The sequence below is a fragment of the Pseudonocardia sp. EC080619-01 genome, assembly GCF_001420995.1.
In the GTDB taxonomy this organism is placed as follows: Bacteria; Actinomycetota; Actinomycetes; order Mycobacteriales; family Pseudonocardiaceae; genus Pseudonocardia.
The window spans coordinates 2,459,589-2,477,673 of the sequence record NZ_CP012184.1 but is presented as its reverse complement, the minus strand read 5'-3'; the positions used below and the strand labels follow the sequence as shown (position 1 = coordinate 2,477,673).

Genomic DNA, 18,085 nt, shown 5'->3' with positions numbered 1-18,085 from the left:
GCCGCACGCGCGCTACCCGGCAGACGTCCGAAGGAGGATCATCCCGATCGTGTCCGCCGTCGACCGACCCGAGAAGCGTCCCGCGCCCGCGGGACGTCCGGTCGACGGCCGGAGCACGCGCTGGGCCGCCCACCGCGCCCGGCGGCGGGAGGAGCTCGTGGACGCCGCACTGGCCGTCCTCGGGCGGGACGGTCCGGACCTCGGTCTGGACCAGGTGGCCCACGAGGCCGGGGTGACCAAGCCGGTGATCTACCGGCACTTCGGCGACCGGGCGGCGCTGCTCGACGCGATGGCCGAGCGCGCGACGAACCGGTTGATGGAACGCCTCATGCCGGCGATCTACGACGAGGGCGCGATCCGCCCGCGCATCCGCGCCTCGCTGGACGCCTTCATGCGCTTCCTCGACGACTCGCCGAACATCCACCTGCTGTTCCGGCGCCGGCTGCCCGGGCAGGGCGACGAGGTCGCCGACGCCGGCCGGGAGTTCATCTCCGGCGCGCTGGCCGGTCTGCTCGGGAGCTACGTGGAGTCGCTCGGGTTCGACGAGCCGGAGCTGGTCCAGATCTGGGCGCAGGCACTGGTCGGGTCGGTGCAGGCGACGGCCGAGTGGTGGCTGGTGCGCCGGGCGGTGTCCCGGGACGCCGTCACCGAACACCTCACGGCCCTGATCTGGGCCCAGATCGACGGCCTCGCCCGCGAGAACGGGATCGATCTCGACCCCGATGCCCCCCTTCCGGTGAGTACCGAGCCGAAATAGGCGTTACTCCGCGTATAGAGTACTCTCCGTGTCCGACCGGCACGACGGGTTCGTGCCCGGTCGCTGCGTGTACATGCGCACGGGCCTCTCGGGGAACGCCGGGCGCGCATCGTGTGCGGAGGGGGACCGATGACGGAGGCGACGAGCGGGCAGGGGGCGGAGCCCTCGGCGTCCGGATCGCGCGACGACCTGGCGCCGGGTGGACCGCGGGCGAAGGCCCGGGGCTGCCTCTGTTCGGTGCTGGCCAACGCCGCGTTCCGGTCGGGTGCCGTCGACGAGCCGTGTGTCGATCCGCGGTGCCCGATGCACGCCGGGCCGGACGGGCCGGCCTGACCCACGACCACGACGGGCCGTTCCCACGTCCCGTCCGGCCCGGTGGGGTGGGGTCACATCGGGGGATTCGTGACCCCACCCCGCCCTCGCGCGCACCTGCAGGAGAGACCGTGTTCGATCCCGAGCGCGTCACCGCCGAGCTGCACCGCGAGCTCGGCGCCGTCCGCGAGGAACGTCCCGTGGTCCGGCACGCCGCCACGGCGACCCAGCTCCGGATCTCGGGTGACGTGACGACGGCCGGTGGCCGCACCGTCGTCCGTGCCGAGTTCACCTCGCCGGAGCCCGCGGTCCGGCTGCGCCGTGAACTGGTGGACCTGTACGGCCGGGCGTCGGCCCGCGCCGACGCCGTCGACGTGTCGGGCCACCCGCTGCGCTATTTCGTCAGGGTGACGGCTACCGGCTCCGACCTGGCCAGGGCCACCGGCCTCGTCGACCGGACGGGCCGTGCCGTCCTCGGGCTCCCGCCCGCGGTCGTCGGCGGCGGGCCCGCGGTCGCCGCCGGCGCCTGGCGCGGTGCGCTGCTCGCCCGTGGCCGGATCCTGCGGTCGTCGGGCCGGGTCCGGATCCAGGTGGGCTGCCCCGGGCCCGCCGTGGTGCTGGCGCTGGTCGGGGCCGCCCGGGGTCTCGGGGTGCTGGCCGTCGCGCAGGAGACGGCGACCGAGCACCGGGTCGTGGTCCGTGATCCGGACTGCATCGACGCGCTGCTCCGGGCGACCGGTGCTCCCGGCGTCGCCGACCTGCTGCGCCGGTGCGCGGCGGCGGCGCCCCCGGCTCCGTCGCGGACGCTGAACGTCCCGTTGGAGACCGTCAACGCGCGCCGGGCGGCCGAGGCCGCCGACCGGACCGTCGCCCGCGTCCGGTGGGCACTCGAGGTGCTCGGGCCGGATGCGCCGGAACAGCTGCGCAGTGCGGGTCTGCTGCGTGTCGGGCACCCGGCGCTGTCGTTGTCCCGGCTCGGGCAGCGGGCCGACCCGCCGCTGTCGAAGGACGCCGTGGCCGGCCGTCTCCGCCGGCTCGTCGCCCTGGCCGAGGAGCACGCCGGACCGGGCTGATCCACGCCACGACCGGCCGGACAAACACATGGCAGGTAGGGTCGAGTGGTCCGCCCGAATTCATTGGGAAAAGCGCTATCACGGGGGAACTGTTTCGATGCCTCGGTCCGAGCCGGTCGCCAAGAATCCAGACAAGGGTTACGTCGCTCTCCTCGGATGGAGTCTGAACGCGGTCGAGGCGCTCGACCGTTTCGACCGGAGATATGTCGTCGTCGCTCCGGAATGGGCCGAGGAGTACTGCGCCGAGCACGACATCCCCTACGTCCCGTGGAACTTCGAGCGACTCAACGACCGTTCGATGGAGATCGCCGAGACGCTGCAGGAGAAGGGCGTCGACGTCGCGATCCCGCTGTTCGAGGAGACGGTGGAGTGGGCCGGGGCGATCAACTCCGTCCTGATGGACAACCCCCGGCTCTTCGGCCAGGCGATGCTGCTCCGCGACAAGGCGCTGATGAAGCGCCGTGCGCAGCTCGGCGGCATCCGGGTGGGGATCTTCGAGGAGGCCCACGACCGTGAGGACGTGATCCGGTTCCTCAAGCGGGTCAACCAGACGCTCCTCAAGCTCGACGGCGACCCGAACGACCCGATCCACCTCAAGGCGTTCGACAAGGCCGGATGCCTCGGGCACCGCGTCATCCGTACTCCGGACGAGGTCGACACCATTCCGGACGAGGAGTTCCCGGTCCTGATGGAATCCCACCTCGACGGTTGGGAGTTCGCCGTCGAGGCCTGGGTCCACAACGGGAAGATCAAATTCCTGAACATCTCCGAGTACGTCACCCTGGGCTACTCGGTGTTCGTCCCGGCGACCCCGGAGCTCGAGAAGTACCGCCCGGCGATCACCGCGCAGATCGAGAAGCTCATCAAGACCTTCGACATCGAGTTCGGGTTCGTGCATCCGGAGTACTTCGTGACCTCCGACGGCGAGATGTACTTCGGCGAGGTCGCCTACCGGCCGCCGGGCTTCAAGGTCTTCGAGCTGCTGGAGCGCGCCTACGGGTTCAACGCGTACCAGGCGCTCGTGCTGGCCTTCGACCCGACGACCACCGAGGAGGAGATCGACGCCTTCTTCCCGAAGGAGGTCGAGGGTGCCGAGGGCGTGGCCGGGTGCTTCGGCGTCTACCCCCGTCGGCGCGTCGTCAGCGACCTCCAGATCCCGGAGGAGACCGAGGACGACGACTACTACGAGTCGCACGACCTCTCGGCGCCGCTGGAGGAGACGGTCACCAAGCGGACCGCGTTCGGCACCCACTGGGGCCTGCTGTACTTCTTCGGGGACGACCCCTACCGCATGCGTGATCTGTTGAAGAAGCAGGAAGAACTCGACTTCTACGTCTGAGGCCCGCGTCAGCGGGAACACCGGACGCAGAACACCGAACGAGGGAAGCCGTGTGAAACCGACCCCCGACGTCGCGGACGAGACCCCGGTGCTGGACAAGCGCCTGGTCTCGCTCGACGACGCCACCCGGGCCCTGGCCCAGACCGCCGACTTCGGCAAGACGACGAAGCTCCGGCGGGTCCTCGAGCAGCTGCGGCGGGTCCTGCTGCAGCCGGGCGGGGCCGCCGCTGTCCAGGCCCGGGCCCGGGAGCTCGAGGAGGCCGGTGTGTTCCTCGGGACGGACTGGGCCACACCGGAGATCCTCGTCCCGTCGTTCGTCGGACCGGGGCTGCACAGCGGGGACGCGGACACCGTCGTGATGGAGGCGACCAGCGAGCTCCGGACGCTCGCGGTCGCCAGCGGCGACTACGAGCACCCGTCGCTGACCCCGGAGGACGCCCGCGAGTTCCTGTCCCAGGTGCTGGCGATGAACCTGGAACTGCTGTTCACCCCGCCCACCGAGGCGGAGCGGACCCGGCAGGGCCGGACGGCGCAGCTCACCCGCGACCTGTTCCGGCACGTGGCCGACGTCGTCGGCTACGACGTCGTCCTGGACAAGCTCGTCGAGGAGATCTGGCGGGTCCTGCGGCAGCGGCCGATCCAGGTGGACCAGGTCGCGTCGCTGATCACGCGGCTGTCGATCTGGCGCGGTGACCCGGACGTCGACCTGTCGTCCGGGCAGGGCCTGGACCGGCTGATCACGGCGTTGTTCGGGACCACCGAGGCATGCCGGGACGACCCGGGTGTCGACGTCTTCCGGTCCCGGCTGGAGGCGATGGACACCGGTGGGCTGCAGTACGAGGCGTCCGGGTTCGCCCGGGCCATGCACGACACCGGCCTGGTCTCGCCGTACCACGCGGAGCTGCTGCAGTTCCTCCGCCACGAGAGCGACTACCTCATCGCCGAGGCGCTCGGGGTGTCCGACACCGGCAAGAACTGCCTGCTCCGCTACCGGGACCTGGTGCACCGGCTGATCGAGGAGGCGGTGACCCCGCAGACCGCCCAGTGCATCTACGGGCTCGCCCTGCTGCTCGACCGCGGCATTCTCTACGAGCCGCCGGTGGTGCCGTCGCTGTGGCGGCAGATCGCGCTCGAACTGTCGCCTGCCGCCCGCGAGCGGCTGGTCGCGGCGTTCGGCGGCGACCCGGCGCCCGAGGTGCGGCTGCTGGCCGGCGTGCTGTCGATGCTCGGCCAGCCGCTGGGCATCGGGCAGGGTGACAACCCGACCTGCCAGTCGGCCCGTGCGCTGTCGATGTGGGCCTACAACGATCCCGACTACCTGTTGCAGATGGTCGTCTGGGCGGCCCGCGACGACGAGATCATCATGCACTTCGAGGGCCAGCGGATCTCCTCGCAGGAGAGCGGGGCCGGGGTGGCCCAGGCGCTGCCGGTCGACCTCGACCCGGTGTCGCTGGTCGTCGTGCCGCACCTGGACCGGATCTACGCCGAGATGGGTCGCCGGTGCGCGGACCGGCCCGGTGACCCGCACCGGTGGGTCAACCCGGAGTTCCACGGCTGGTGGGCGCACCGCGGCTTCCACATCGACGTCGACGTCGCGACGGGCAACCTGGTCGACCTCGACGACTTCCTCCGCCAGTTCCACGCCGGCTACCACCCGTCCTACAACGGGGCGCAGCCGCTGATCCACCCGCAGCCGGCAGGCGTCGCCGTCACCGACAGCGCCGCCCGCTACGTCGGCTGGCACGCGATCACCATCCTGCGGGTCGCGCCCGATCCGCAGGACGTGATGCGGGTGTACTTCTACAACCCGAACAACGACAGCGGGCAGGACTGGGGCGACGGCGTCGTGGTCTCGACGGCGGGCAACGGGGAGCGGTTCGGCGAGGCGTCGCTGCCGTTCGACCAGTTCGCCTCGCGGCTCTACATCTTCCACGTCGACCCGCTGGAGCGCGGGGAGCCGGAGAAGGTGCCCGACGCCGACATCGCCGGGATCATCGGCTACATCGAGCGGAGCTGGGGCGCGGACCGGCTCCCGGCCGGGCAGCTGCAGGCCACCGAGGGGACCAGGCCCGTCTGACGGGCACGGACCTGCCGGTTCAGCCGGTGCCGTCGAGCGCCTCGGCCACCATGCGGTGGCCCTGGCGCTCGAACGGCTCGTCCCCGATCCCGTACGCCCAGACGGCCGTGGCGACCGCCTCGCGCACCTGCTCCCGCCGCCAGGCGGCCGGTTCCCGCGGGTCGGCGCCGTAGCCGTCGAGGAAGGCGCGTTCCCGCTCCGGGTGCCCGCGGAACTGCTGCGCGGCCAGCCGGACCAGGTCGGTGGCCGCGGGGCGCAGGTCCGCCCGCCCGAGGTCGATCACGGCGACGACGCCGTCGTGCACCAGCCAGTTCCGTGGCTGCCAGTCGCCGTGGGTCGGGACGAGGGTCGCCGGGCCGTCCGGCCAGGACGCGATCTCGGACCGCAGCCGGTCCGCGGTCGACGGCGCGATCCGGTGCGGGCGGGAGAGGTGTGCGAGCGAGCGGTCCCGCATCCGCGCCTCGTACCCGGGGTCGACGACGGACGGCTGGTCGTGCAGCAGCGCCAGGAGCCGTCCGGCCTGGCGGTAGGTACCGGGGTCGTGTTCGGACGGGTCGCCCTCGACGAGCCTGCCGGGCAGGTACCGGGTGACGAGCAGCCGGGCGTCGTCGTCGGCGTGCAGGAGAGCCGGGACGTGGCCGCGCAGCGGGCCCAGCCACCTGCGGTGGGCGCGCAGCTCGCGGACGATGTGGGTGTCGGCGTCGTCGCCGGCCTTCACGATGTGCTCGCGCCCGGCGTGGCGCAGCTGCAGGACCGTCGTCCCGGCGAGGCCCCAGCTGTGGTCGTGCACGAGCTCGGCGCCGGGGAGCCAGGCCGCGAGGAGGGCGGACTGGGCCGCGGTGAGCGGCATCGGTGCCTCCTCTCCGTGGACCGAGGACCATGCACGATCATGGACCGTCGCCCGGCTGCCCACACGGACGGGTGAGATCCGGATCCCCGTGTTTCCACCAGGGCGACGCACGAGACGGTGTCGATCATCGACCGCGACGGGCACCTGGAGGCTCGTGGGTACTGGCACCGACCGCGTCCCGCCCGATCCCCTCGTCACCGGCGCACACCGCGTCGTCGTGCTGGACGTCCTGCGCGGGGTCGCCTTGCTGGGCATCGTGCTCGTGAACATCTGGTCCGTCGCCGAGACGGTGCCCGGCACGGCACCGATCGACGAACTGGTGCGGGACGTCCGCCGCCTGTTCCTCGTCGACAAGTTCCACATGCTGTTCGCGTTCCTGTTCGGGTACGGCATCGCGACGCAGTTCGAACGGTCCGGCACCGGACGCACGACGGTGCGCCGGCTCGGGCGCCGGATGGCCGTGCTGCTCCTGCTGGGGCTCACGCACGACGTGCTCGCCGTCTACGCCGTGGCCGGGGCGATCACGGTCGCGATGCGCCGGATCAGCACGGGCAACGCGGTCCGGGCCGGGGTGATCCTGCTGCTCGCGGTCGCGGCGTTCTACGGCGCGACGGCGTTGCTCACCTCCGGGGCCGACGTCCCCGCCGAGCCCGTGCCGGCGCCGCCCGGCAATCTCCTCGCCGACCGGCTCGCCGAGCTGCCGACGACCCTGCTCTCGCTGCCGGACTACCTCGCCCTGGTCCTGTTCGGACTCGCGGCGGGCAGACGTGGCCTGCTGCACCGGCGCGAACCGACCGATGCGGCACTGTGGACGGTCCTGGTGACGGGGCTCGTGGTCGGGGTGCCCGGTGCGGTGCCGTCCGTGCTCGCGCCCGTCGAGGGCGGGCTCGACCCGGCCGCCGCGGTGGCACGGGGCCTGTCCCTGCTGACGGCACCGGCGTTCGTCGCCGCGTACGTCGCGGGACTGCTCCTGCTGCACCGGACGGGCATCGGACGGCGGATGCTCGGCGTCGTCGTCCCGGCCGGGCGGACGGCGCTGACGAACTACCTCGCGCAGGGCTGGCTGTGCCTGCTGATCTTCCCGGCGGCCGGACTCGTGGACCGTGTGCCGACACTCGGGACGCTCGCGATCGCCCTGGCGATCTTCGCCCTGCTGCTCGTCGCGAGCCGGTGGTGGCTGCGCCGGTTCCGGTTCGGACCGGTCGAGTGGGTGCTGCGTTCGGCCACCTACTGGCAGCGGCAGCCGCTCCGCCGTCGGTGATCTCACTGGCCGGACGCCGATGAGATCCCGGGGCGCGTCCGGTCTGTATCGGTATGAGCGGATTCCAGACCTACCTCGACAACGCCGAGGCGCAGACCGGCATCACCCCGCGCGCGTTCCTCGACCTCGCGCAGGAGCGGGGGCTCGCCACCGCGAAGGCCGGGGAGATCATCGCCTGGCTGAAGTCCGACCACGGGCTCGGGCACGGCCACGCGGCGAACCTCGCACAGCTGATCACCAAGGGCCCGGACGCCGTCGCCGACCGCTACAACGGCGGTGAGCCGCTCCGGCTGGACGGGCGCAGCGCGTAGCGCTGCGGTGTCGTCGCCGCCGGGGCCGTCGTTCTACTGTCGTCCTCTGCTGTCCGGAGTCGGAAGGAGGTCGCGGTGCTCAGCAGCGAGCTCGCCGACCTGGCCGGTGTCACCGTCCGCACGTTGCGCCACTACCACCAGATCGGCCTGCTGCCCGAGCCTCCGCGCTCGGCCGGCGGCTACCGGCACTACGACGTCGGGCACCTCGTCCGGCTCCTGCGCATCACGCGGATGGCGGCGCTCGGGATCCCCCTGTCCGCGCTGCCCGGTGTGCTCGACGACCCGGCGGCCGCGGAGGAACTGCTCGACGAGCTCGATCGCCGGGCCGCCGCCGACATCGAGCGGCTCACCGCCCGCCGGGCCGACATCGCTGCGCTGCGCAGCAGCGGTGCCCCACCCGACCTGCCCCCGGAGCTGTCGGCATGGCGGTCGGCCCCCGGGGAGGGCACGCCGGCGGACATGGCCCGCTTCGAGCACGAGCAGCTCGTCCTGGCCGGTCACCTGCTCGGCACGGACGGGCCGGCCGGGTTCACCGCCCTGTTCGGCGACGGCCTGGCCGCGCCCGCACCGCTGACGGCGCGCTTCTACGCGCTCGGACCGGACACCGGGGACGACGAGATCACCGCGCTGGTCGACGACCTGGTGGCGTACCTGGGGCCGGTGACGGCGCGGCTGGCGGGCCTGCCCCCGCTCGGCACGCGCGTGACCGCGCTGATGGAGGAGCTGAACGAGCAGACGCTCCGGCCCGTGCAGCACCGCGTCCTGCGCCGGGTCCAGCAGCGGCTGGCCGAGGTCGACGAGGGCTGACCGGCGACGACGGTGTGACCCGGATCATCCCCGGGCGGGCTTGAGCCCGACGCGACGTCGGGGCGTGGAGTCGGGGACGACCCGCACCCGTCGCACCCGGAGGCCACGTCATGCCCCTTCCGAAGCTGATCACCGTCGAGGAGTTCTTCGGCCCGCCCACCCGCAGCCGCGCCCTGCTGTCCCCGGACGGGACGAAGGTCGCCTACCTCGCCCCGTGGCGGGAGCGCCTCAACGTGTTCGTCCGCGACGTGGACTCCGACTGGTCCACCCCCGGCGACGACCACGGCGCCCGGCGCATCACCTCCGACACCCGGCGCAACGTCGACACCTTCTTCTGGTCCGCCGACGGCCGGTACCTGCTCTTCCAGCAGGACACCGACGGCGACGAGAACTGGCACCTGCACCGCGCGGACCCGGAGCGCCCCGACGAGCCCACGGCCGACCTGACGCCCTTCGAGGGGGTGCGCCTGCTCGGCACACAGCTGCCGCCGGACCGGCCGGGCACGGCGTTCGTGCAGCTGAACAGGCGTCGTCCCGAGCTGGCCGATCTCTACGAGCTCGATCTCGCGACCGGCGGGCTGACCCTGGTCGCGGAGAATCCCGGCGACGTCCTCATCTGGCTCCGCACCGTCGACCGGCTGCTCGTCTTCACGATGGAGGAGAACGGTGACCACGTCCTGTCGGAGTGGGCGGACGGCGACCCCACCCCGATCGCCCGCTTCACCGACCTCCTCCTCGGCGTCTCCCCGATCGCACCCACCCCGGACGGGAGCGGATTGTGGATCGGCTCGGCGCGCGGCTCGGACCGCACCCGCCTGGCCCGTCTCGACCTGGCGACGGGCGAGGAGACCGGAGTGGACTCCCACCCCGTGTTCGACCTGGACACGCCCCGTCCGGAGGCCGACCCGCGGTTCCCGTCCTCGCTGATCCTGCACCCGGGTACCGGTGAGCTGCTCGGGGCCCGCTACCTCGGCGAGCGCCAGGACGTCCACGCCCTCGACCCGCACTTCGCGGAGGTGCTGCCGCGGCTGGCGGAGCTGTCCGACGGCGACCTGGGCCACGTGTCGTGCGACGCCGGCGCGCAGCGGTGGGTCGTCGACTTCACCCACGACCGCGACCCCGGCGTCACCTGGTTCTACGACCACGCGACGGGGCAGGCACGCCGCCTGTTCCGGCCGTACCCGCACCTCGACCCGGCCGACCTGGCCCCGGTCACCCCGGTCACCGTCACCGCCCGCGACGGGCTGCGCCTGCCGTGCCACCTGACCCTGCCGGTCGGAGTGGAACCCAGCGGCCTGCCCACGGTGCTGCTGGTGCACGGCGGCCCGTGGTACCGCGACAGCTGGTGCTACGACCCGGAGGTGCAGCTGCTGGCCAACCGCGGCTACGCCGTGCTGCAGGTGAACTTCCGCGGCTCCACCGGGTACGGCGGGGCCTTCACCCGGGCCGCGATCGGCGAGTTCGCCGGGCGCATGCACGACGACCTGATCGACGCCGTCGACTGGGCGATCGCGCAGGGCTACAGCGACCCCGCCCGGGTCGCGATCTACGGCTGCTCCTACGGCGGCTACGCGGCGCTGGTCGGGGCCGCCTTCACCCCGGACCGGTTCGCCGCCGCGGCGAGCTACACCGGCATGTCCGACCTGGCGGACCTGGTCCGTTCCGTGATCCCCGCGGCCCGCCGCAGCGTCCGGAACTCCTACGGTCGCTACATCGGCGACGCGGACGACCCCCGCCAGGAGGCCGACATGCTCTCCCGCTCGCCCGTCAGCCGGGTCGACGACATCACCGCACCGGTGCTGCTGATCCACGGCGCCAACGACGTCCGCGTGGCCCGGCGTCATTCCGACCGCATCGCCGACGCGCTCCGCTCCCGCGGGGCCGAGGTCGAGTATCTGCTGAACGAGACCGAGGGGCACTGGTTCGTCAACCCGGACAGCAACATCGAGCTGTACGGGACGCTCGAACGCTTCCTGGCCCGCCACCTGGGCGGACGGTCGTCGACCACGGTCTGACCCGCTATGCGGCCCTGCTCAGCAGCAGCGCGCGGGTGCGGGCGCGTTCCTCGTCACCCGGGCCGAAGACGTGCGCGGCGAGCTCGGCGACCCCGGCGTCGCCGAGCTCGTCCAGGCGGCTGCCGACCTCGTCCTCGTCACCGACGATCGCCACGTCCGCCGGGCCCTCGACGCCCTCCCGGTCGAGCATCGCCCGGTAGGACGGCAGGTCGCCGTACAGGGCGTAGGTCTCGGCGGCCAGCTCCCGGGCCTTGGCGGCGTCGTCGGTGACGCAGACCGGCAGCGCCGCGACGACCTCGGCCTCGCGGCCCACCTCGGCCGCAGCGGCCCGCACCGTGGGCACCACGTGGCCGGCCAGCGTCCGTGGACCGGTCAGGAAGGTGATCGTGCCCGCCGTACGCCGGCCGGCGACGCGGAGCATCTGCGGTCCCAGCGCGGCCAGGTACACCGGCGGGGCGGTGGCGCCGGCGAGGGCGACCGTGCCGCGGGTCGTGTACAGCTCCCCGGTCACGTCCGCCCGGTCACCGGCCAGCAGGGGCAGGAGGCCGTCGAGGTACTCGGTGATGCGCCGGAGGGGCCGGTCCCACGGCACGCCCCACATGCCGTCGCAGATCAGGGCGTGGGTCAGCCCGATGCCGAGGCGGAAGCGGCCGCCGCCGACGAGGTTCAGCGTGAGCGCCGACTGGGCGAGTGCCATCGGCTGCCGCAGCTGGATCGGCTGCACCCCGGTGCCGAGCGTCATCCCGTCGATCTCCCGCAGCGCGATCCCCAGGGTGACCAGGGCGTCCGGATCCCAGGGGAGCTGGACGGTCCAGGCCTGGCCGAACCCCTCGTCGCGGGCCGCACGGAGGTCGCGGACGTAGTCGTCGACCGGCGACGGTCCGGGGCTGTCGTGGAAGTAGGTGAACAGGCTCGTGCGCATGGCTGACCTCCGGCGGAGCCGCATCGCCGGCCGTCGCCGCTGCCCGGCGGGCCGGTCGTGTCGCCGTACGAGGTTTGCGCCGGTGGAGTGGTTCCCGCATCGGCAACGTCGCGTATCCGGCGGGCTCTCCGGTGCGGTGCTGGACCGGTCGGTCCACTATGACTAGCCTCGGCCCATGCCACGTCCACGCCAGTTCGACGAGGTGCGCGTCCTGTCGTCCGTGCAGGCCGCGTTCTGGGACAACGGGTACGCGGGGACCTCGCTCGACGATCTCCTGGCGGCCAGCGGGCTCGGCAAGGGGAGTCTGTACGGGGCCTTCGGGGACAAGCAGAGCCTGTTCCTGCGGGTGCTGCGCGAGTACGACGAGGCCAACGACCGGATGCTGCGAGCCTGGCTCGACCAGGCCGACCGCGCTCTCGACGTGATCCGCGGCTTCGTGACCGGCCCGCTGCGCGACCCCGGCGGGACGGAGGCCCGGCGCGGCTGCCTGCTCGCCAACACGGCGATGGAGCTGTCCGTCAGCACCCCGGAGGTGGCCACCGAGGCCCGGCGCAGCTACGCGGCGACCACCACGCTGCTGGCCGAGGCGGTACGGCGGGCGCAGCGCGAGGGCGATGTCGCAGCCCGGGTCGACCCGGACGAGACCGCCCACGCAGTGCTCGCCGGCCAGCTCGGCCTGCTCGTCCTCGGCCGGGTCGGCCAGGACCCGGCCGTCCTGTCGGCCATGGCCGAGACCCTGCTCCACGGGCTGCTGCCCACGCCCTGAGCTTCCCCGGGTGGTCGTGAGCCACGACACCGGCCTTGTTGTTGACCGAATGGTCCATATCCAGTGTTATGGACGGATCAGTCAACAACTTGGTCAGGAGTCACCATGCCGGTTCTGGAGAACAAGGTCGCGGTCGTGACCGGTGCGAACGCGGGTATCGGGCTGGCGATCGCGCGGGCCTTCCGTGCCGAGGGGGCGCGGGTGTTCGTCGTCGGCCGCCGGCAGGAGCAGCTCGACGAGGTCGTGGCCGAGCTCGGTCCCGGGGTGACCGGGATCCGCTGCGACGTGGGTCGGCTCGACGACCTCGATGCGCTCTACGCCACGGTCGCCGAGCAGGCGGGCCGGATCGACGTCCTGGTCGCCAACGCCGGGATCGGGATCGTGGCGCCGCTGGGCGAGATCACCGAGGAGCAGTTCGACGCGATGTTCACCACCAACGTGAAGGGCTCGCTGTTCACCGTGCAGAAGGCGCTGCCGCTGCTCTCGCCCGGGGCGTCGATCATCCTGACCGGATCGACGGCGGTCTCACGGCCCGAGTCCTACCTGCCCGTGTACGGGGCGACCAAGGCTGCGATCCGCAACCTGGTTCGCGGGTTCGCCCACGGCGCCGGTGAACGCCGGTACCGGATCAACGTGCTCTCTCCCGGGGGTACCCGCACGCAGGGGCTGGTCGACCTGCTCCCGCCCGACGAGCTCGCCGCCGCCGGGGCCTCGGTTCCGCTCGGCAGGCTGGCCGAGCCCGAGGAGATCGCCGCGGCCGCCGTCTTCCTCGCCTCGGACGCGTCCAGCTACGTCAACGGTTCGGAGCTCGCCGTCGACGGTGGGTACGCCCAGGTCTGAGGGGGCGCGGGCGCACCACGGCTGTCCGGACGCACGACGAAAGCCCTGGTCCGCGACTCTCGATCGAGTCTCTGACCAGGGCCTTTGTGTGGTCGGGGTGACAGGATTTGAACCTGCGACCTCTTCGTCCCGAACGAAGCGCGCTACCAAGCTGCGCCACACCCCGAGTGGCCCGGGCGTCGACCTGGGGTCTCCTGCGAGCCGTTGAGAACTCTACCCGACGCCCGGCACGGCCTGCGCGGGGGTGGCCCTCCCCGCATCGGCGCTGGTCGGACGCGGCACGAGGGTCAGCAGCGAGGCCTCGGGCGGGCAGGCGAACCGGACCGGCGCGTACGGCGAGGTGCCCAGCCCGGCGGACACGTGCAGCCGGGTGTGGCTGCCCCAGCGGCTCGCTCCGCGGGCCCGGGACCGGTCGATCCCGCAGTTGGTGACGATCGCCCCGTAACCGGGCAGGCGCAGCTGCCCGCCGTGCGTGTGGCCGGCGAGGACCAGGTCGTAGCCGTCGGCGGCGAACCCGTCCAGCACCCGCGGTTCGGGCGAGTGGGTGAGGCCGAGCCGGAGGTCGGCGTCGGCGTCGTGGCCGGCGATCCGCGGGTAGCGGTCCCGGTTGAGGTGCGGGTCGTCGACGCCGGCGATCCGGACGGTGCGGCCGTCCACCTCCAGCAGGTGCCGGGCGTGCGTCGCGTCGACCCAGCCGTGCTCGCGGAACGCGGCGCGCAGGTCCTGCCAGGGCAGCGGCGCGCCGTGCACCCGGCGGGTGTCGCCGCGGCGCAGGTAGCGGGCCGGGTTCTTCGCGGTGGGGCCGTAGTAGTCGTTGCTGCCGAAGACGAACGCGCCCGGCCGGTGGAGCAGCGGCCCGAGCGCGGTGAGGACGTTCGGCACGGCGTCCGGGTGCGCCAGGTTGTCCCCGGTGTCGATCACGAGATCGGGCTCGAGCGCGGCCAGCGACGCGATCCAGCGGATCTTGCTGCGCTGGCCGGGGGTGAGGTGGAAGTCCGACAGGTGCAGGATGCGCAGGGACCGTGCCCCCGGGTCGAGCACCGGAAGTTCGACCTGCCGCAGCGTCCAGTGCCGCCGCTCGACGCCCGCCGCGTACCCGAGCCCGGCGGCTCCGGTCGCGACGGTTCCGGCGGCCAGGCTGGCGAGGGTGCGGGCGGTACTCACGCGCTCCAGCCTACGGCTCAGGACTATCGTGGCCAGCCGTGAGCACCCTCAAGGAGCAGCTGCGGACCGACCTGACGGCCGCCATGAAGGCCCGGGACGAGCTGGTCCGGACGACCCTGCGTTCGGCGCTGACCGCGATCGGGACGGCCGAGGTGGCGGGGGAGTCGGCCCGGGAGCTGACCGACGACGAGGTCCGCACCGTCCTCACCAAGGAGACCAAGCGCCGGGCCGAGTCGGCACAGGCGTTCGCCGACGGCGGCCGCACCGAGCAGGCCGCCCGCGAGCGCGCCGAGGGTGACGTCCTGGCCCGCTACCTGCCCACCCAGCTCGATGACGACGAGGTGGCCGGCCTGGCCCGCGCCGCCGTCGCCGAGGTGGAGGCGGAGACCGGTGCGGCGCCGGGGATGAAGCAGATGGGCCAGGTCATGAAGAAGGCCAACGCCGCCGCGGCCGGTCGCGCCGAGGGCGGCCGGGTCGCCGCCGCCGTCAAGAAGGCCCTCTCCGGGGGCTGAGCGCGCGCCTGAGGGTGCGCAGCCTCGGCACGCACCACACAGGGAGGGCCCCGCCCGGCGACGTGCCGGACGGGGCCCTCTCGTGTGCGACGGTCAGGTCGTCGGCGACTTGCGCGTGCGCGTCGCCGGCTTCTTCGCGGCCGTCGTCCCGGTCTTCTTGGCCGTGCTGCGGGCCGTCGACCCGCCGCTCTTCGACGCCGCCGCCGTCCTGCGCGGGGCCGGCTTCTTCTTCGCCGGGGCCTTCGCGCGGCGCTCTGCGAGCAGCTCGGAGGCGCGCTCGTCGGTGAGCGCCTCGACCTCGTCGCCCTTGCGCAGGCTGGCGTTGGTCTCGCCGTCGGTGACGTACGGCCCGAACCGGCCGTCCTTGATCACCATCTTCTTGCTGGTCGACGGGTCCTCGCCGAGCTCGCGCAGCGGCGGCTGGGCGGCGCCCCGCCCGCGGCCGCGCTGCTTGGGCTGCTTGTAGAGCTCCAGCGCCTCCTCGAGGGTCACCGTGAACAGCTGCTCCTCGTCGGCCAGCGACCGCGAGTCGGTGCCCTTCTTCAGGTACGGCCCGTAGCGGCCGTTCTGCGCGGTGATCTCGTCACCGGACTCCGGGTCGTTGCCGACGACGCGCGGCAGCGACAGCAGCTTCAGCGCCTCGTCCAGGGTGATGGTGTCGACCGACATCGTCTTGAACAGCGACCCGGTCCGCGGCTTCGGCTTCGCCGGCTTCTTCTTGGCACCCTCGGGCACCTCCGGCTCGGGCAGGAGCTCGGTCACGTAGGGCCCGAACCGGCCCTCCTTCGCGACGACCTCGTGGCCGGTCACCGGGTCGGTGCCCAGCTTGCGGCCCTCCTGCGGCACCGAGAACAGCTTCTCGGCGATCTCCTCGGTCAGCTCGTCCGGCGGCAGGCCGTCGGTGAGGTTGGCGCGCTGGGACTCGCCGTCGACGATCCGCTCGAGGTACGGCCCGTACCGGCCGACCCGCACGACGACGTCGCGGCCCGCGGCGTCGGCGAACATGACGATCGAGTTGACCGTGCGGGCGTCGATCTCCTCGAGGTTCGAGCCGACGAGCTTCTTCAGCCCACCCGCCTTCGCGATCTCCGACCCGGTGTCGTCCGGCGCGGCGTCCTCGGACCCGAAGTAGAAGCCGGACAGCCAGTGCACCCGGGAGTCGTTCCCGGAGGCGATGGAGTCGAGGTCGTCCTCCATCTCGGCGGTGAAGTCGTAGTCGACGAGCTGGCCGAAGTGCTGCTCCATGAGCCCGACGACGGCGAACGCCACCCAGGACGGGACGAGCGCGGAGCCCTTCTTCCAGACGTAGCCGCGGTCGAGGATGGTCTTGATCGTCGACGCGTACGTCGACGGCCTGCCGATCCCCAGCTCCTCCATGACCTTGACCAGCGCCGGCTCGGTGTAGCGCGACGGCGGGCTGGTCGAGTGCCCGTCGGGGGTGAGCTCGTCGGCGGTGAGCGTCTGGCCCTCGGTGAGCTCGGGCAGGCGGGACTCGGCGTCGTCGGCCTGCTCCTTGGAGCCGTCGTCGACGGTCTCGACGTAGGCCTTGAGGAAGCCCGGGAAGGTGATCGTCCGTCCGGACGACGCGAACACGACCTTCTCGCCGGTGCCGGCCGTCCCACCGATCCGGACGCTCACGGTGGTGCCGCGGGCGTCGTTCATCTGGGACGCGATCGTGCGCTGCCAGACGAGCTCGTAGAGCCGGAAGTCGTCGCCGTCGACCTCGCGGGCGATCGCCCCCGGGGTCCGGAACGACTCGCCGGCCGGGCGGATCGCCTCGTGGGCCTCCTGCGCGTTCTTCACCTTGCGGGTGTACTGGCGCGGCTTGTCGGCGACGTAGGCGTCGCCGTAGAGCTCCCGGGCCTGGGCGCGGGCGGCCTGGATCGCGGCGTCGGACAGCGTGGTCGAGTCCGTACGCATGTACGTGATGTAGCCGTTCTCGTAGAGCCGCTGCGCGCTGCGCATCGTGCGCTCCGACGAGAACCGCAGCTTGCGGCCCGCCTCCTGCTGCAGCGTCGACGTGGTGAACGGCGCGTACGGCTTGCGGGTGTACGGCTTGGACTCGACCGAGTCGACGGTCAGGTTCCGGCCCTCGAGCCCCTCGGCGAGCCGGCGGGCCTCGGCCTCGTTCAGGACGACGACGTCGGCGCTGTTGTTCTGGGCCGCCTTCTTCAGCTGCCCGAGCGAGTCGAAGTCGCGGCCGGTCGCGACGCGGCGCTCGTCGACCTGGACCAGGCGGGCGCCGAACGTCCGCGGGGTCGCCTCGGCGCCGGCGTCGAGGGTCGCGGAGATGTCCCAGTACTCGGCGGAGCGGAACGCGATCCGGTCCCGCTCGCGCTGCACGACGAGCCGGGTGACCACCGACTGCACGCGGCCCGCCGAGAGCTTCGGCATGACCTTCTTCCACAGCACGGGGGAGACCTCGTAGCCGTAGAGCCGGTCCAGGATGCGGCGGGTCTCCTGGGCGTCGACCAGGTCCTGGTCGAGCTCTCGGGTGTTCTCCGCTGCCGCCCGGATCGCCGACTCGGTGATCTCGTGGAAGACCATCCGCCGGACCGGGACCTTCGGCTTGAGGGTCTCCAGGAGGTGCCAGGCGATGGCCTCGCCCTCGCGGTCGGGGTCCGTCGCGAGCAGGAGCTCGTCGACCGTCTTGAGGGCCTCGCGCAGCTCGGAGACGGTGCTCTTCTTCTCCGGCGTCACGATGTAGAGCGGGCTGAACTGGTTGTCGACGTCGACACCGAGCCGCGCCCAGGACTCGCCCTTGTACTTCGCCGGGACGTCGGCGGCCCCCCGTGGGAGGTCGCGGATGTGGCCGACGGAGGACTCCACGACGTAGTCGTTGCCCAGGTAGGGCTGGATCTTCTTGGCCTTGCTCGGCGACTCGACGATCACCAGGCGGCGGACCGGACGGTCGGACGCGCTCGCCGTCGAGGTGGGCTTGCGAGTGCTGCCCCCCGACGTGCGTGCCGAACCCGTTCCCGTTGTCGCTGCTGCCACGTGGTCCTACCTCATCTCCTCGGCGGCGTCGCGCCTGTTGCGACGACTGCGCCGTAGCCGTGCTCCACCGTGCTGTCGGTGC

Annotated in this window: 16 protein-coding genes and 1 tRNA gene; 12 read left to right on the top strand and 5 right to left on the bottom strand. The window is 72.6% G+C overall.

Annotation, left to right across the window (positions count from 1 at the left end; all coding sequences use genetic code 11):
* The first annotated feature begins 49 nt into the window (after positions 1-49).
* The 5 genes from AD017_RS11580 to AD017_RS11560 all read left to right on the top strand — a co-directional run bounded on the left by AD017_RS11580 (position 50) and on the right by AD017_RS11560 (position 5,558).
* Complete coding sequence (locus AD017_RS11580; RefSeq protein WP_060574231.1) at positions 50-757, top strand: TetR/AcrR family transcriptional regulator; 708 nt, start codon at positions 50-52, stop codon at positions 755-757.
* 129 nt (positions 758-886) lie between these two features.
* A complete protein-coding gene (locus tag AD017_RS35295) occupies positions 887-1,090 on the top strand; it encodes a hypothetical protein (protein ID WP_010225175.1) in 204 nt (67 codons plus the stop codon).
* Positions 1,091-1,200: 110 nt separating this feature from the next.
* Positions 1,201-2,142, top strand: a complete 942-nt coding sequence (gene whiA, locus AD017_RS35290; RefSeq protein ID WP_060574230.1) for a DNA-binding protein WhiA — start codon at positions 1,201-1,203, stop codon at positions 2,140-2,142.
* A gap of 97 nt (positions 2,143-2,239) precedes the next feature.
* Positions 2,240-3,481: an acetyl-CoA carboxylase biotin carboxylase subunit family protein gene (locus AD017_RS11565; RefSeq protein ID WP_060574229.1), complete on the top strand. Its 1,242-nt coding sequence runs from the start codon at positions 2,240-2,242 to the stop codon at positions 3,479-3,481.
* Between the two features lie 52 nt (positions 3,482-3,533).
* Positions 3,534-5,558: a hypothetical protein gene (locus AD017_RS11560; protein ID WP_060574228.1), complete on the top strand. Its 2,025-nt coding sequence runs from the start codon at positions 3,534-3,536 to the stop codon at positions 5,556-5,558.
* 19 nt (positions 5,559-5,577) lie between these two features.
* Here the strand turns inward: AD017_RS11560 and AD017_RS11555 are convergent, their stop codons facing one another.
* Entirely contained in the window at positions 5,578-6,408 is an 831-nt protein-coding gene (locus AD017_RS11555) for a phosphotransferase family protein (RefSeq protein WP_010240938.1), read from the bottom strand.
* A 154-nt stretch (positions 6,409-6,562) separates the two neighbouring features.
* Here AD017_RS11555 and AD017_RS11550 point away from each other — a divergent pair, with 154 nt between their 5' ends.
* From AD017_RS11550 to AD017_RS11535, 4 genes are all read left to right on the top strand, one after another.
* Positions 6,563-7,669, top strand: a complete 1,107-nt coding sequence (locus tag AD017_RS11550) for a DUF418 domain-containing protein (RefSeq protein ID WP_060574227.1) — start codon at positions 6,563-6,565, stop codon at positions 7,667-7,669.
* A 53-nt stretch (positions 7,670-7,722) separates the two neighbouring features.
* Entirely contained in the window at positions 7,723-7,980 is a 258-nt protein-coding gene (locus AD017_RS11545; protein ID WP_060574226.1) for a DUF4287 domain-containing protein, read from the top strand.
* Between the two features lie 75 nt (positions 7,981-8,055).
* A complete protein-coding gene (locus tag AD017_RS11540; protein ID WP_060574225.1) occupies positions 8,056-8,787 on the top strand; it encodes a MerR family transcriptional regulator in 732 nt (243 codons plus the stop codon).
* Between the two features lie 110 nt (positions 8,788-8,897).
* Entirely contained in the window at positions 8,898-10,802 is a 1,905-nt protein-coding gene (locus tag AD017_RS11535) for a S9 family peptidase (protein ID WP_060574224.1), read from the top strand.
* Between the two features lie 4 nt (positions 10,803-10,806).
* Here the strand turns inward: AD017_RS11535 and AD017_RS11530 are convergent, their stop codons facing one another.
* The gene (locus AD017_RS11530) at positions 10,807-11,724 is read right to left on the bottom strand and encodes a TIGR03564 family F420-dependent LLM class oxidoreductase (RefSeq protein WP_060574223.1); all 918 of its coding nucleotides are present in this window, start codon (positions 11,722-11,724) and stop codon (positions 10,807-10,809) included.
* A 175-nt stretch (positions 11,725-11,899) separates the two neighbouring features.
* Here AD017_RS11530 and AD017_RS11525 point away from each other — a divergent pair, with 175 nt between their 5' ends.
* Positions 11,900-12,490 carry a TetR/AcrR family transcriptional regulator gene (locus AD017_RS11525; RefSeq protein WP_010240927.1) on the top strand — a complete coding sequence of 197 codons (591 nt, stop codon included), beginning with the start codon at positions 11,900-11,902 and terminating at the stop codon, positions 12,488-12,490.
* Positions 12,491-12,595: 105 nt separating this feature from the next.
* On the top strand, positions 12,596-13,330 hold the full coding sequence (locus AD017_RS11520; RefSeq protein ID WP_010240925.1) for an SDR family NAD(P)-dependent oxidoreductase: 735 nt from the start codon (positions 12,596-12,598) through the stop codon (positions 13,328-13,330).
* A gap of 89 nt (positions 13,331-13,419) precedes the next feature.
* On the opposite strand, the gene AD017_RS11515 is transcribed toward AD017_RS11520, so the two are convergent.
* Positions 13,420-13,496: transfer RNA gene (locus AD017_RS11515), tRNA-Pro, on the bottom strand.
* 47 nt (positions 13,497-13,543) lie between these two features.
* Entirely contained in the window at positions 13,544-14,494 is a 951-nt protein-coding gene (locus AD017_RS11510; RefSeq protein ID WP_060574222.1) for a metallophosphoesterase, read from the bottom strand.
* A 38-nt stretch (positions 14,495-14,532) separates the two neighbouring features.
* On the opposite strand from AD017_RS11510, the gene AD017_RS11505 reads away from it, so the two are divergent.
* A complete protein-coding gene (locus AD017_RS11505) occupies positions 14,533-15,006 on the top strand; it encodes a GatB/YqeY domain-containing protein (RefSeq protein ID WP_010240921.1) in 474 nt (157 codons plus the stop codon).
* Positions 15,007-15,099: 93 nt separating this feature from the next.
* Here AD017_RS11505 and topA read toward each other — a convergent pair whose 3' ends face one another.
* Entirely contained in the window at positions 15,100-18,003 is a 2,904-nt protein-coding gene (gene topA, locus AD017_RS11500) for a type I DNA topoisomerase (RefSeq protein ID WP_060574221.1), read from the bottom strand.
* Positions 18,004-18,085 lie beyond the last annotated feature (82 nt).